Genomic DNA, 13,912 nt, shown 5'->3' with positions numbered 1-13,912 from the left:
ATTATTGTAGAAGTACGAAGAGCAAGAGTCAAGGAGTTTATACAATACAGACGTCAAAGGAAAAGCCCCCTGTCTGCCTGACAGGGGGCTCTGTTTGCTTCACTATAATCGCGCAGTTACGCAGTTATACTCCGCCTTTGCAACCGCCACACTGCGGTCCCATCCATACGGGAGCGCCGTTCTCATCGCGAAGTTTCAGGATCTCGCTTCCCTTCTTCACTTCCGCCGCAATATAGACATTGTCATCATTAAGGGCGGTTTTCGATCCCTTGATCTCCACAGTGTCACCCACTGCAATCTTCACTGTCTGCCGATCAAGATACCACTGCGGACCGAGATAAAATGCTGTCGCCGCATTCCCGGAGTTCACTTTGAGAATCACGCCTTGCCCGGTACTGCACCGCTGCGAATCGACCGGCTCAAGCGAAACCACTTGCCCTGAGACAACATCGGATTTTGCCGAGTCATACGATCCAATACCGGCGCATCCGCCGCACGAAGCGGAACCCTTGCATTGCCAGCCCGGTCCCGCCATCGCAACCATGGCGGTAAGAACCAGGACGGACAATAACGCCACTAAACCTCTCGTTAACCTATTCATAATAAACTCCTCCTTGCTTTTCAACTTCGTGATTTGTTTGTTTCATGATCAATGAGACACAATAAACAGAATTAAGTTGAATATCAACAGCAAAAAATACCGTATCAATTTTATAACCGCGTTATGAAGCAATACGCCTTGTTCTCAAGTGAGGATCAACCTGCCGTACGATTTTTTGTGTATCGTGATAATCCGGTATCGCGGTTATTTCTTCTTGTCATAGTCCCTGAGGAACTGCGTCAGGAGCCGCATACCAATGCCCGTTGCTCCCTTGGGCGTATAAGGGCGGTCTTTTTCGCTCCAGGACGTGGCCGCGATATCGAGGTGAACCCAGGGATATTTCCGCACGAACTTGGACAGGAGCGCCGCGGCCGTGATGACTCCGCCTGCCCGGCCGCCGGTGTTCTTCATGTCCGCAATGTCGCTCTTGATCTGGTCATAGTATTCTTCCCAGAGCGGCAGTTCCCAAACGCGTTCTCCGGTTTTTTCGCCAGCCGCTCGGATCTTCTGCATAAAGACGTCGTTCGTGCCAAGCATGCCGATCGCCTCCTGACCAAGGGCCACGCCGCAGGCGCCGGTCAGGGTTGCTATGTCCACGATCACCGCGGGTTGATATCGACACGCGTAAGCAAGCGCATCGGCAAGGATGAGCCTGCCCTCGGCGTCGGTGCTGATGATCTCGATGGTCTGGCCCGACATCGTGCGGAGCACGTCACCGGGTTTGTATGCCCTGCCGCCCGGCATGTTCTCCGATGCCGGGAGCAGGCCTACGATGTTCAGCGGCAACTTGAGCGCCGCGGCGGTCCGGATCGCTCCGAGCACCGCTGCGCCGCCTGCCATATCGTCCTTCATCCTGTCCATCTTCTCGGCGGGCTTGATCGAGATGCCGCCGGAGTCGAAGGTGATGGTCTTGCCCACGAGCGCGATAAAGGGCTTCGTGCCGCCCTTCCGGTACTCGACAATAACGAACTTCGGCGGCTGCACGCTTCCCAAGGCAACGCCGAGCAGTGCCCCCATGCCGAGCTTCTTCAGCCGGTCCTTTTCAAGAACCTGGAACGTGAGCCCGAACTGCCGCGCGATCTCTTTCGCCCTGGTCGCGATGATCGCCGGCGTCATGTCAACAGGCGGCGAATTCACCATGTCGCGCACCATCATCGTGGACCCGGCAATGGCCTCACCGATCTTCACGCCCTTCTGCATGGCCTTGACCGCGCGGCTGGTTTCCGTCAGGAGGGTGATCGTCCGCAGGTCTTTCTTGCGATCGTTCTCTTCATTGGTTTTATATTTCAGGAATCGGTAGAGCCCAAGCACGCTGCCCTCAGAGAGCGCCTGACCAAGCTCTTCAGCATCCAGACCGATCCCATCAGTGACGATGGTGATGCCCTGTGCACCGGCGCTTCTCAGCGAAGGCGCTGCCTTGCCCGCGGCCTGCCGCAAACGGTTGATCGTGAACTCGTTCCGTTTGCCCAATCCCACGAGAAGCAGTCGTACCGCAGGGAGCCGGCCTTCCGGGTAGAGAAGATGGACCGCGCCCGTTTTAGGCGTAAAATCACCCTTCTTGATAAGCCTCGAAATCAGGCTGCCAAGCGCCTTGTCCACCCGTCCTGCAACCTTGCCCGGCTTCTCATTTTCAAAAAGCAGGATGACCGCGGCATCGGTTTTATGCTTCTCTATTTCCCCCGCAAGAACATTGATCTTCATTGGCCCCTACCTGAATGTTAATTCTCAATTTTCAATTTTAAGTGCGCTGTTCATCAATCTTTCCTCACCACGATCGGCTCCAGACCTTCGAGCATCAGCTTGCCCGCCACCTGCTCGGCATGATCCTCGGACGCATACGCGCCCACCCTCACTCGATAGAACATGGCGAGGTTCGTTTCAAAAGGCATGATCGTGACCACGCCGAACTTTGTATTCAACCGCTCCTTCAGCAACCGCGCGTTCTCTTCCTCGGTGAAGGTTGCCGCCTGCACCGTGTACTGCACCGGATCGCGAACAGCCTCAACAGTCTCTATCTTTACCCTCGCGGTCCCCTGGGACACAAAGCCCAGCACTTTGGCCGCTCCATAGGACAAGTCCAGAAACCGGCTCTTGAGGAACGGTCCACGGTCGTTTATTCTTACGGTGATGCTCTTGAAATTATCGAGGTTGGTAACATGGACAACGGTGCCGAGCGGCAGGGTCCGATGCGCGGCCGAAAGGCCATACATATCGAAGACCGCTCCATTCGCTGTCTGCTTACCATGCAGTTCCTTGCCGTACCAGGAAGCCATCCCCGTCTCACGGTAGATCGATTCCGGTATTGGAAACGAAACCAATACCGGTTCCTGTACTGGCGCCGATACCGGAGCGGGAGATGGCGCTGTGGCAGCAAGAGGGGTCGGCGGCACATCCCTGCCGGCGCAGGCAGCGATCAGTATAATCGCGGGCAGAAGGAAACCGGTTCCGAACGTCCGTACACTATCGAAGGGAGGACAGAACCGCATGCTGCAGTCCGGTTTACGCAGTAGCGGCCGGTGTCGCTTCGCCGGCTTTCTTGCCTGATGACTTGTATGCCTTGGCTGTGCGAAGCTTCCGCTGAGCCCGCTTCACCTTCTTGCGCGCCGTGCGTACGTCCGGGTCGGACTTGCTTGCGGTTTTCGTTTTTTTCTCCGCGGTCTTTTGCTTCAGCTTTTTTATCTTTTTCTGAAGTTTCTCCTGATCAACTTTAATCACGTATGCTCCTCCTTAATAATATTAATTGATGATAGAACGAGTATCGGAAACTCATAATAGACAAAAACCTGCGAGAAATCAAGCAATATTGCATTTTTGCATATTAATTTTGTCCGTTTTCTTCGACTGGATATTTGCGGGAAAAATGACTGACTGCGGGACCGCAGCATGCCGGGACAAAAAAAGGGAGCCGACCTATTGCAAGGTGACTCCCTATCGTTAATTTTCTTATTAGGTTAGCAACCGACTGCTTGTTTGGACCTTGCCTTCTTCACTTTCGTAATCATTTCCTTCTCAACGGTAATCTCTATCTTGTCGCCGGTTTTCCATTTGTCGAGGTCAACAGCCTTGTCAACGGTCATGGTCACGTCCTTACCTGCATCGTCGACGACCATTGTGGCGGCCTTTGCATCCACGCTCTTTACTATAACCGTCTTTTTATCAGCTGCAAACGCCATGGATACCAGAGAAACAACCATTACCACTACTGCAAGAACTGCTGCGAATTTCTTCATGTGTTCTACTCCTCCTTATAGGGAATTAAAAAAAAGTTAGTTGCATGTCGGATATACATTACCACAAGTTTAATGATTATTCAATTAAAATTTTAAATAATGTTATTTGCCAATATTGTAATCACTACGGCATATTATAATAACCCGCTTAACGATATTATTTTTACTCCTACTCCCCCTCAAACTCCGTGAGGGCGAAGACCTTATATCCTTTTTCCAGCAGTTTCTTTTTCCCGCCCACTTCCGGCAGGTCTACAATGAACGCCGTCTCCACCACGACTGCGCCGAGCTTTTCAACCAACGCCGCCGCCGCAAGAGCGGTGCCGCCGGTCGCGAGGAGGTCATCTATCAGGAGAACTCGTTCGCCCTTCCTGAGCGCGTCCTTATGGATCTCGATCCTGTCCGTGCCATACTCAAGCGTATATTCCTGGCTAACGACCTCGGCAGGAAGCTTGCCCTTTTTTCGGATGGGAATAAAACCTTTCCCCAGCGTATACGCCAAGGCAGAGCCGATAATGAAACCGCGCGATTCGATGCCAACAATCGTATCGAATTTAAAATCCATGTGCATGTACCGCTGGGTCAGGGTATCGATGACAAGCCTGAACCCCACGGGGTCCTTGATCAGCGTGGTGATGTCGCGGAACATGATCCCTTTTTTGGGATAATCGGGGATGGTTCTGATCCTTGACTTGATCGGCATAGCTATCTCCTTGCAAATTATATTGATTGCGCAAAGAACAAAGTGCATGGCGTTGTGCTATGCTCTATGCGCTCTGCGCTTTACTGCTTTCGTCAACACGACTCGTCTTCGACATTTCCGATCTCTTTATACTTCTCCACACCCATCTGATACAGGTCCGCGCCGTGCACATCGTTCACCACGACGGCCGGAAAGTCCTCAACCGCCAGCCGCATCACAGCCTCGGTCCCAAGCTCGGGGTAAGCGATCACTTCAGCTCTGCGTATTGACTTTGAGATAAGTGCGCCTGCTCCGCCGATGGCAGCGAAATAAACTGCCTTGTATTTCTTGATAGCATCTTTGACTTCCTGACCGCGCGGCCCCTTTCCGATCATGCCTTTGAGCCCCAGTTCGAGCAGATAAGGCGTGTACTTGTCCATGCGGTAGCTCGTGGTCGGCCCGGCGGAACCGATCGGCCTGCCCGGCGGCGCCGGCGTCGGTCCGGTGTAGTACAGGATCTGCCCTTTGAGCTCGAAGGGCAGTTTTTCGCCCTTCTGGTGACCTTCCACCATGTACTTGTGCGCCATATCCCTCCCGGTATAGATCACACCCGTGATAAGCACGCGATCACCGGATTTAAGCTTCATGATGACGTCGTCGGTCAAGGGAGGATGTAGGGCTATGGGCTCAGTCATATATCACCACGCATCACATGCAATCCGAATATTTTTTCTCTTTTTTCATTCCGCACTCCGTATTCCGCATTTCACAATATGATCGTCTTATGCCTTGCCGCATGGCAATTGATATTCACCGCGACCGGCAGGCTCGCGATATGGCAGGGGAAGCTTTCGATATGAACTGCCATGGCCGTTACCTTACCGCCGAACCCTTCGGGACCGATGCCCGTCTTGTTCACGGCCTTCAGCAGCGTTTCTTCCAGACTCGCAAGCTCGAGTTTCGGATTCGGGCTGCCGACAGGACGGAGGAGCGATTTTTTCGCAAGCAGCGCTGCCTTCTCGAAACTTCCTCCGATACCCACGCCGATAACCACCGGCGGACAGGGGTTTGCCCCGGCTTTTTGCACGCACTCGAGCACAAGGTTCCTGATGCCTTCCACTCCTTCGGTGGGACGAAGCATCCGGATCACGCTCATGTTCTCGCTCCCCGCGCCTTTGGGCATGAACGAGATCTTGAGCTTGTCGCCGGGCACCAGCTCGGTATAGATGATCGCCGGCGTGTTGTCGCCGGTGTTCTTGCGCGTGATCGGATCGACCACGGACTTCCGGAGATAACCTTCTTTATACCCCTTGCGCACGCCCTCATTGATCGCATCGACAATGAAGCCGTTCTTGATCCTGAGGTCCTGCCCAATCTCGACAAAGAAGATGGCAATACCCGTGTCCTGGCAGATCGGGATGTGCTCCTCCTTCGCGATGCGGGCGTTCTCCTTCAGGAGTTCAATGATCTCTTTGGCGCCGGGCGCGGTCTCGATCTCGATCGCACGGTCAAAAGCGGTGATCACGTCCTCGCTCAGATTATACGCCGCATCGAGGCAGATCTGAGCGACGTTGTCCCTGATCTCGTCTACATGAATTTCGCGCATCCCTGCCTCACCGCGTCCACGGACCTCATGAACGCCGTCTTTTCATCAGGACTCAGCTTGATCTCCATTACCTGCTCCATGCCCTTTTCGCCGAGCTTCACCGGCACACCGGAGAACATCCCCTTCACCCCGTACTCACCGTCGAGGTACGCTGAACAAGGCAGGATCTTTTTCTTATCCAGCAGCACGGCCTCGACCATCTCGAGTGCCGCAGCCGACGGCGCATAGTAGGCGCTCCCCGTCTTGAGCAGCGCAACGATCTCGGCCCCGCCGTTCCGCGTGCGGTCAACAAGCTTGTCGATCGTCTCTGTGCTCATCAGTTCGGTGATCGGAATGCCCGCCACGGAAGAATAACGCGGCAGCGGCACCATGGTGTCACCATGCCCGCCGAGCACAAAAGCATGCGTGTTCTCAACGGACACGCCGAGTTCCATGGCAATGAACGCGCGGAACCGCGCCGAATCAAGCACCCCTCCCATGCCGACCACCCGCTCCCGGGGAAATCCGCAGGCCTTCATGGCAACATAGGCCATCACATCCATGGGATTCGTGACCACGATCATGAAAGCCCCGGGTGAGCGTTTGCCGGTTTCCGCAGCGACCTTTTTTACGATATCGCCGTTCGCCGCGAGGAGATCATCGCGACTCATGCCCGGCTTGCGCGCCAGTCCGGCGGTAATCACGATGATGTCCGAGCCCGCGGTCTCGTCATACCTGTTCGTTCCCGTGATCTTCGTATCGTACCCCAGCAGGGGCCCCGACTCCATGAGGTCCAGCCCCTTGCCCTGCGGCACTCCTTCCATTACATCAACCATAACCACGTCCGCGAGCCGGGCCTCTGCGATCCTCTGAACCAGGGTCGCTCCCACATTTCCCGCCCCCACAACCGTCACTTTTTTCCGCAACATGTACCTCCCACAAACTATAATCTAAAATTCCGCACTCCGCATTTCGCATTCCGCGCTGCTAGAGCTTCGTTATTTTCACTTTGCTGATCTTCCTGCCTTCAAGCTCCAGGACCTCGAGTTTGAGGTTCTTGAACTTGAGTTGCTCGCCCACCTTCGGCATTCTGCCGAAAAGTCCGAACACAAAACCGCCGAGGGTGTTGAACTCCGTTGATTGGAGGTTCGTATCGAGCATCTCGTTCACTTCATCAAGCGCCGACTGGCCGGAGACCACAAAATTTTTCTCGTCCACGATCTGGACATCCTTTTCCCCGGCCTCGAGTTCGTCGTGAATGCTGCCGACGATCTCCTCGATCAGGTCTTCGAGCGTTACGAGCCCCGCGGTGCCGCCGTATTCGTCAATGACAATGGCGATCTGGAACCGGTTGCGCTGCATTTCCGACAGGAGTTCGCTCACCCGTTTGTTCTCGGGGATGAAGTAGGCGGGCCTGATGAACTGCTGGATGCCGTCCTCGCGCTTCACTTCACCAGACGCCATGGCCACCAGGATGTCCTTGATGTACAGGATGCCGATCACCGTGTCTACTGTGTCCTCGATCACGGGGTAGCGCGAATATCCGAACTCTGACACCAGGGTCAGGACCTCCTGCAGGGTCACGCTCGAGGGCACGCTCACGATCTCGGTTCTTGGCCGCATTGCCTCCGAAGCAAGGGTGTCGCCGAACTCAAATACCTTGTGGAGCAGCTCTTTCTCCTCTTCCTTGAGTGAACCACGCTCCTCGCCGAGATTGATCAGGGCCTTGATGTCCTCTTCCGTGACTACGGCTGTGCAGGACATGCCCTGCGGTCCCGGCCCGGCGATCAGGTCCGCCGTGGCGGCAAGCAGCCGGGACAACGGAGAAAGCAGCTTCACGATGAACTGCAGCGGAGCGGAGACAGCAAGAGCAAAGCGGTCCGGATTCCTGCAGGCAATCCCCTTGGGGGCAAGTTTGGCAAAGGACACGACGGTAAAAGTTACGATAAACACGGTGACCGCCACGGCCAGCGGTATCCGCGGGATCAGGCTCACGGCAATGACCATGCCAAGAACTGCGGTGAGAACAATGAAAAAATTCTCGGCCAGTAACAGCGTGGAGTGAAGACGGTCACGCTCCTGCATCAGCAGAATTACCGTACCTGCCCGCTTATCACCCGTTTCTGACAACGCCCGGATGTGCGCCTTGTTGGAGAACACGATAGCGGTTTCCGCAGCCGCAAAAAAAGCCGCGAAAAGAACGCTCGCTCCTGCGCCGACAAGCAGCGGCCAGGAGTCGGATATGAATGCGATAAAAGTGTCCATAGTAAACATAAAGGTACAGGGCCCAGGGCACCGGTGTCAGAAGAGAAGTAAAAACAAATCAGATTCGTTCCTGGCAACTGTCCCCTGGACCCTGTTGTATTAAAGCTTCTCCCCGGTCACCCTGATGACCTCATCGAAGCTGGTCTCGCCCTTCAGCATTTTCTGGACCGCGGCCTCGCGAAGTCCGACCATGCCGTCCGTGATCGCGACCTTCCTGATGAATTCCGCATCCGCCTTTTCGCGGATGGTGGTCCTGATCCTGTCGTTCATCTCCATGACCTCGAAAATGCCGGTGCGCCCCAGATATCCGGTGCCGCGGCACTGGGGGCACCCCTCGCCGTACTTGACCGTGACCTTCCGGTCCCTGCTTGATGCGAGCCCCACGGCTTGCGCCTCCTCGGGAAGCAGGTCATAGGACTTTTCGCAGTGCTTGCAGATCTTCCTGACCAGCCTCTGGGCCATCACGCCGATGATCGTTGAGGAGATGAGATACGACGGGACCCCGAGGTCCAGGAGCCTCGTGATCGTGCTCGGCGCGTCATTCGTATGGAGCGTGGAAAAAACGAGGTGCCCCGTGAGCGCGGCCTGCACCGCGTTCTCGGCTGTTTCAAGGTCGCGGATCTCGCCGACCATGATGATGTCCGGGTCCTGGCGCAGGATCGTCCGGAGCGTGCTGCCGAAGGTGATGCCGATCGACGGCTGGACACTCACCTGGTTGAATTTGTCATGGACCATTTCAATGGGGTCCTCGATGGTCACCACGTTCACCTCGGGGGTGGCAACGGTCTTGAGCGCTGAATAGAGCGTCGTGGTCTTTCCGCTGCCCGTGGGACCGGTCACCAGAATGATGCCGTTCGGCCGCGCGATGAAGGAACGGAACAACTCGTATTCCCGGGGCGAGAAACCGATCTCCTCGAGGTCCTGGAGCAGGATGTCGGGATCGAAGATCCTGATCACCACCTTTTCACCAAAGGCGGTCGGCATGGTGGACACGCGGAGTTCTACCTCACGGGACTTATATTCGGTCTTGATCCTGCCGTCCTGGGGGCGTCGCTTCTCGGCAATATCCATGCGCGAGAGCATCTTGATCCTCGAAACAAAAGCGGGATGCACGGCCTTGGGAGTCCGGTGAATGGTGTTGAGCATGCCGTCGATCCGGAGCCGGACCTCGCTGTCGTCGCGCTTCGGCTCGATGTGAATATCGCTCGCCCGCTGGTCGAAGGCATAGCGGAACAGGAACTCCACGGCGTTCACGATGTGTTTGTCCGTGGCCTCGATCTCGGACACGGACTTCATCTTCACGAACTGTTCGAGGTTGCCGAGGTCTACCTCCGACGTCATCTCCCTGGCTGCGGCGGTCACGGACGACCGGAACCCGTAGAATTCCGTGATAATCTTGAGAATGTCCGTCTTTGGACAAACAACGCGCTTGACCTTGTAGCCCATCCGCTCGATGTTCTCAACAACTTCTATATTAAAGGGGTCCGCCACGGCAAGCGTAAGCGTATCGTCCTCCCGTTCGATCGGGACGGAGATGCTTCGCCGCGCGAAGGCCCGCGAGAGGATTTGCGTGACGACCTCCGGATTCAATTTGAGGGGGTCTATCTTCTTGAACAACAGACCGGCATGGTGTGCTACCACCTCGCTGATGATATCCTCGGTCAGGACCTGACCCGGCGCACCAGGCATTTCCAGATTGAGCGAGGCGGCAACTTCGATCGATGAAACCTCGTCCTCGAGGCGCATCCTGCCCCGATGCATGGTCTCGCCACGGGACTTGAGCACTTTCATTCGCTGGACATCCTGTTTTATCTTGATCTCGCGGGCCTGTTCAGGGCTCAGTTTTCCGGCTTGTACCAGGATCTCGCCCAGCAGATCGGTCGTTAATTTTGTCATCGTGGTTCCGTATGACTCCGCATTTCAAAATATAAAAGCCCCCGCAGAACGGGGGCCGTGCTTACAATACCAGGGTTGAGTGCATAAGGGACTATTTCTTCGCCGGTTTTGCAGGCGCCGGTATCGGTGCCGGCGCGGTCGCCGGAGCCGGAGTAGGCAGTGGTGTCACAGCAGGCTTCGAAGAAGGCGGCGAAACAGACTGTTTCTTCTCACAACCGAAAAAAGCAACGGTAGCGATAATGACCAGGACCAGAATGGCAACAAAATACTTTTTCACGAAGAATACCTCCTTCTTGATTTTTGATCGCACCGCAACGAGCGGAAGCGTGTAGAAGATGCCGGCTGGTCGGTGATCAGATGATCCGTGTGGCGATCGAACGCGTCACCGTAAGCTCCCGGACTTTCTGTCCAAGTTTCTCTTCCAGGATCTGTTGCTGCTCTTCGCTGAGGCTAAGCCGGAAAACCCGGAGCTTATTCAAGGAACGCTTGGTCAGATATATCTCGTGCAGCTCAAATCCGATCTGTTTTTTAATGTCGGAACGCTGCTGTGGCGACAATTCCAGTAAAACGGCCTCTTCCATTGTGCATATCCTCCATCAGATTTGATTATAGGCACTTTGATGCGGAATTTCAAGTTTTTTTTAAGGTTGTTGTGAACGATCGCCGGTTAACAACTATTACCTGTTCCACGTGGAAAAACATGTTGCAACATACTTTGTGCTCTGTACTGATCACCGGGTACTTACGTTTCCAGGATAAGCTTCTTCGCTGTCGTCTCCACCGCCTCTTCAACCTTCACCTTCTCGACCTGCCCGGTCTTTCGCTCTTTCAGTTCCACAAGCCCTTCCTTGAGATTCTTCTCCCCGATGATAATACGATAAGGGATGCCGATAAGGTCCGCGTCCTTGAACTTGACCCCGGCTCGTTCGTCACGGTCGTCCATCAGGACTTCAAAGCCCTTTTGTTCAAGGGCCGCGTACAGCTCTTCGGCAACATCCATGGATTTCGTGTCTTTCACGTTCACCGGAATAATAAGGAGCTGGTACGGCGCGATCGCGGGCGGCCAGATGATGCCGTTCTCATCGTTCCCCTGCTCGACCGCCGCGGCCGCGATGCGCGCCGGGCCGATGCCGTAGCTGCCCATGACGATCGGCTTTTCCGCGCCGCTCTCGTCAAGATAGTTCGCCTTGAGCGGAACCGAGTATTTGGTTCCGAGTTTGAAGATATTGCCGGCTTCGATGACGCGCTCGATCCGAAGCAATTTTCCACACTGCGTGCACGCATCGCCTGCTGCGGCAAGGTGGATGTCGACAAATTCGGCGTCGCCAAAGTGTTTGTCCGCAGTCACCCCTTTGACATGAAATCCTTCCTTGTTCGCGCCCCCGACATACACTCCCTGCTTCAAAACCGGGTCCGCGATCTTTTTTACCTTGTGGCCCATGGGTCCGATGAAGCCAGCGGGTACACCGAGGAACTGCTTCACTTCGTCCTTCAGCGCCGGACGGTGAGTGCCGATGAGTTTCATGAGCTTCTTTTCATGAAGGGTCTGGTCGCCGCGCACCAGGGCAAGCACCGGTCCCTGATCGCTTATCACGAGAATGGATTTTACAAGCAAATCGGGGGTCACTTTCAAAAACCGGGTCACCTCGTCGATGGTCCGCCGTTCAGGCGTTGCCACTTCTTCAAACGTCCAATCCGGGGACTGCGCCGCCCTGGGCGTTGATAGTGCCAGCTCGACGTTCGCCGCGTATCCGCAGGAGTCGCACAGAGCGACCTCGTCTTCTCCCGCGGGCGAAGGCGCCATGAACTCATGGGCCATGCTTCCACCCATCATACCGGTATCGCTCTGGACCACGTAGAACTTGATGCCGCACCGGGAGTAGATCTTCTTATACGCCTCGAGATGCATATCATAGGCTTTGTCGAGCCCCGCCTCGTCGCGATCAAAGCTGTAGGAATCCTTCATGATGAACTCGCGCGTGCGCAGGATACCGCTCTTGGGACGGGCTTCATCGCGCAGTTTGGTCTGCAATTGATACCAGATCTGCGGCAGGTCGCGGTATGACCGCAGATCGTGCGCCGCCAGCCAGGTCATGACCTCTTCGTGCGTCATGGCAAGGCACATGTCGCGACCGCCCCGGTCCTTAAGCCGGAACATCTCGTCGCCGATGGTGTCCCACCGTCCGGTCTGCTGCCATACCTCGGCCGGATGCAGCACCGGCATGGTCACTTCCTGGCCGCCGATCGCGTTCATCTCCTCCCGGATGATCCGGTCGATCTTGTCCATCACCCTCTTTCCGAGAGGAAGGTAGATATAGAGCCCGGCAGCAAGCTGCCGCACAAACCCGCCGCGCACCATGAGCTTGTGCGAGACAGCCTCGGCCTCGGCCGGCGCCTCTTTTAATGTTGGAACGAATAATCGGGAATAGCGCATGAAACCTCCATAAAGATCAGGGGCCAGGAGTCAGTATTCAGGAGCCAGTATAAATCATCTGCTGCTTATTCCGACTCCTGACTTCTGGCTTCTGACTTCTTTTGCATAACGATCTCCTCCACTTCCTTCACCAGCGCATCCGCAAGTTCCGACTCCGATAACTTTGTGACGATCTCGCCGTGTTTGAAGAGCAGTCCGACACCCTTGCCGCCGGCAATACCCACGTCTGCCTCGCGTGCCTCTCCGGGTCCGTTCACCACGCAGCCCATGACCGCGACGGTAATCGGTGTCTTGATATGCGCAAGGCGTTTTTCGACTTCCTGGGCCAGACCGATGATGTTGATCTCGGTCCTGCCGCAGGTGGGACAGGAAATAATATTCACTCCGCGCTGGCGGACCTTGAGCGACTTCAATATCCCGTATGCAACACGCACTTCCTCGACCGGGTCCGCGGTGAGCGAAACGCGCATCGTGTCGCCGATGCCCTCTGCCAGCAGGATGCCAAGCCCGACGCTCGACTTGATCGTTCCGGAGAAGATCGTTCCCGCTTCCGAGATGCCGATGTGCAGCGGATAATCCGACATCCCGGAGAACAACCTGTAGGATGCGACCGTCGTCATCACGTCGGAGGCCTTGAGCGAGACCTTGAGATCGGTGAAGTTCAGGTCTTCGAGGATGCGGATATGACCAAAGGCGCTCTCAACGATCGCCTCGGGTGTGGGGTGTTGATACTTTTCGAGCAGATGCTTTTCAAGCGAGCCCGCGTTCACGCCGATGCGGATCGGAATGCCCTTGTCCCTGCACGCCCGCACAACCTCGGAAACCTTGTTCTTCCCGCCGATATTGCCGGGATTGATCCTGAGCCCGTCCACGCCCTGCTTTACAGACTCAAGCGCCAAACGATGGTCAAAGTGGATGTCGGCGATGAGAGGGGTCCCCGTACCTTTTCTGATCACGCCGAGCGCTCTCGCGGCCTCTTCATCCGGCACGGCGAGCCGCACGATCTCGCACCCGGCCTGTTCCAGCCGGCTGATCTGATCGAGCGTCTTCGCGGTGTCGCGCGTGTCCGTATTGCACATGGACTGGACCGTCACGGGAGCGCCGTTGCCGATCTTGACGGAACCGAGGGAAATCTGTTTGGTATGTTTGCGGATTATGGAATTATCCATGTTCATCTGAAATCCCCCTCACCCCTTCCCTCTCCCCGTTGGGGCGAGGA

At 55.7% G+C, this 13,912-nt stretch carries 14 protein-coding genes and 1 pseudogene; all 15 read right to left on the bottom strand.

The features are described 5' to 3' along the window. Nucleotides 1-124: 124 nt before the first annotated feature. Nucleotides 125-601, bottom strand: coding sequence for a DNA-binding protein (locus M0R70_11805; GenBank protein MCK9420051.1), 477 nt, complete (start codon nt 599-601; stop codon nt 125-127). 204 nt (nt 602-805) lie between these two features. Then, nucleotides 806-2,302 carry a leucyl aminopeptidase gene (locus tag M0R70_11800; GenBank protein MCK9420050.1) on the bottom strand — a complete coding sequence of 499 codons (1,497 nt, stop codon included), beginning with the start codon at nt 2,300-2,302 and terminating at the stop codon, nt 806-808. A gap of 53 nt (nt 2,303-2,355) precedes the next feature. After that, nucleotides 2,356-2,889 (bottom strand): annotated as a pseudogene (locus M0R70_11795) (septal ring lytic transglycosylase RlpA family protein). A 211-nt stretch (nt 2,890-3,100) separates the two neighbouring features. Then, nucleotides 3,101-3,316 carry a hypothetical protein gene (locus tag M0R70_11790; protein ID MCK9420049.1) on the bottom strand — a complete coding sequence of 72 codons (216 nt, stop codon included), beginning with the start codon at nt 3,314-3,316 and terminating at the stop codon, nt 3,101-3,103. Nucleotides 3,317-3,552: 236 nt separating this feature from the next. Then, nucleotides 3,553-3,831: a hypothetical protein gene (locus tag M0R70_11785; protein ID MCK9420048.1), complete on the bottom strand. Its 279-nt coding sequence runs from the start codon at nt 3,829-3,831 to the stop codon at nt 3,553-3,555. 169 nt (nt 3,832-4,000) lie between these two features. Continuing rightward, nucleotides 4,001-4,534 carry an adenine phosphoribosyltransferase gene (locus tag M0R70_11780; protein ID MCK9420047.1) on the bottom strand — a complete coding sequence of 178 codons (534 nt, stop codon included), beginning with the start codon at nt 4,532-4,534 and terminating at the stop codon, nt 4,001-4,003. A 92-nt stretch (nt 4,535-4,626) separates the two neighbouring features. Further along, nucleotides 4,627-5,208, bottom strand: a complete 582-nt coding sequence (locus M0R70_11775) for a Fe-S-containing hydro-lyase (GenBank protein MCK9420046.1) — start codon at nt 5,206-5,208, stop codon at nt 4,627-4,629. A gap of 71 nt (nt 5,209-5,279) precedes the next feature. After that, nucleotides 5,280-6,119: a fumarate hydratase gene (locus tag M0R70_11770; protein MCK9420045.1), complete on the bottom strand. Its 840-nt coding sequence runs from the start codon at nt 6,117-6,119 to the stop codon at nt 5,280-5,282. After that, complete coding sequence (gene mdh / locus M0R70_11765) at nt 6,101-7,024, bottom strand: malate dehydrogenase (GenBank protein ID MCK9420044.1); 924 nt, start codon at nt 7,022-7,024, stop codon at nt 6,101-6,103. The genes M0R70_11770 and mdh overlap by 19 nt, the downstream gene beginning before the upstream one ends. Before the next feature lie 61 nt (nt 7,025-7,085). Next, complete coding sequence (locus tag M0R70_11760) at nt 7,086-8,363, bottom strand: hemolysin family protein (GenBank protein ID MCK9420043.1); 1,278 nt, start codon at nt 8,361-8,363, stop codon at nt 7,086-7,088. 99 nt (nt 8,364-8,462) lie between these two features. Continuing rightward, a complete protein-coding gene (tadA, locus tag M0R70_11755; GenBank protein MCK9420042.1) occupies nt 8,463-10,259 on the bottom strand; it encodes a Flp pilus assembly complex ATPase component TadA in 1,797 nt (598 codons plus the stop codon). A gap of 91 nt (nt 10,260-10,350) precedes the next feature. Continuing rightward, a complete protein-coding gene (locus tag M0R70_11750) occupies nt 10,351-10,536 on the bottom strand; it encodes a hypothetical protein (GenBank protein MCK9420041.1) in 186 nt (61 codons plus the stop codon). A gap of 76 nt (nt 10,537-10,612) precedes the next feature. Continuing rightward, on the bottom strand, nt 10,613-10,840 hold the full coding sequence (locus M0R70_11745; GenBank protein MCK9420040.1) for a hypothetical protein: 228 nt from the start codon (nt 10,838-10,840) through the stop codon (nt 10,613-10,615). A gap of 161 nt (nt 10,841-11,001) precedes the next feature. Next, nucleotides 11,002-12,693 carry a proline--tRNA ligase gene (locus M0R70_11740; protein MCK9420039.1) on the bottom strand — a complete coding sequence of 564 codons (1,692 nt, stop codon included), beginning with the start codon at nt 12,691-12,693 and terminating at the stop codon, nt 11,002-11,004. A gap of 65 nt (nt 12,694-12,758) precedes the next feature. Further along, complete coding sequence (ispG, locus tag M0R70_11735) at nt 12,759-13,847, bottom strand: flavodoxin-dependent (E)-4-hydroxy-3-methylbut-2-enyl-diphosphate synthase (protein ID MCK9420038.1); 1,089 nt, start codon at nt 13,845-13,847, stop codon at nt 12,759-12,761. Nucleotides 13,848-13,912 lie beyond the last annotated feature (65 nt).

It is taken from the genome of Nitrospirota bacterium (assembly GCA_023229435.1).
In the GTDB taxonomy this organism is placed as follows: Bacteria; Nitrospirota; UBA9217; order UBA9217; family UBA9217; genus JALNZF01.
Note: the sequence above shows the minus strand (reverse complement) of the source record. Positions and strands in the feature narration are given on the sequence as shown.

Excerpts from the sequence above, each read along its gene's own strand:
- M0R70_11760 (MCK9420043.1), bottom strand. The coding sequence starts at position 8,363 with ATGGACACTTTTATCGCATTCATATCCGACTCCTGGCCGCTGCTTGTC.
- M0R70_11770 (MCK9420045.1), bottom strand. The coding sequence starts at position 6,119 with ATGCGCGAAATTCATGTAGACGAGATCAGGGACAACGTCGCTCAGATC.
- M0R70_11800 (MCK9420050.1), bottom strand. The coding sequence starts at position 2,302 with ATGAAGATCAATGTTCTTGCGGGGGAAATAGAGAAGCATAAAACCGAT.
- M0R70_11775 (MCK9420046.1), bottom strand. The coding sequence starts at position 5,208 with ATGACTGAGCCCATAGCCCTACATCCTCCCTTGACCGACGACGTCATC.
- M0R70_11785 (MCK9420048.1), bottom strand. The coding sequence starts at position 3,831 with ATGAAGAAATTCGCAGCAGTTCTTGCAGTAGTGGTAATGGTTGTTTCT.
- M0R70_11805 (MCK9420051.1), bottom strand. The coding sequence starts at position 601 with ATGAATAGGTTAACGAGAGGTTTAGTGGCGTTATTGTCCGTCCTGGTT.
- M0R70_11740 (MCK9420039.1), bottom strand. The coding sequence starts at position 12,693 with ATGCGCTATTCCCGATTATTCGTTCCAACATTAAAAGAGGCGCCGGCC.
- M0R70_11745 (MCK9420040.1), bottom strand. The coding sequence starts at position 10,840 with ATGGAAGAGGCCGTTTTACTGGAATTGTCGCCACAGCAGCGTTCCGAC.
- M0R70_11780 (MCK9420047.1), bottom strand. The coding sequence starts at position 4,534 with ATGCCGATCAAGTCAAGGATCAGAACCATCCCCGATTATCCCAAAAAA.
- tadA (MCK9420042.1), bottom strand. The coding sequence starts at position 10,259 with ATGACAAAATTAACGACCGATCTGCTGGGCGAGATCCTGGTACAAGCC.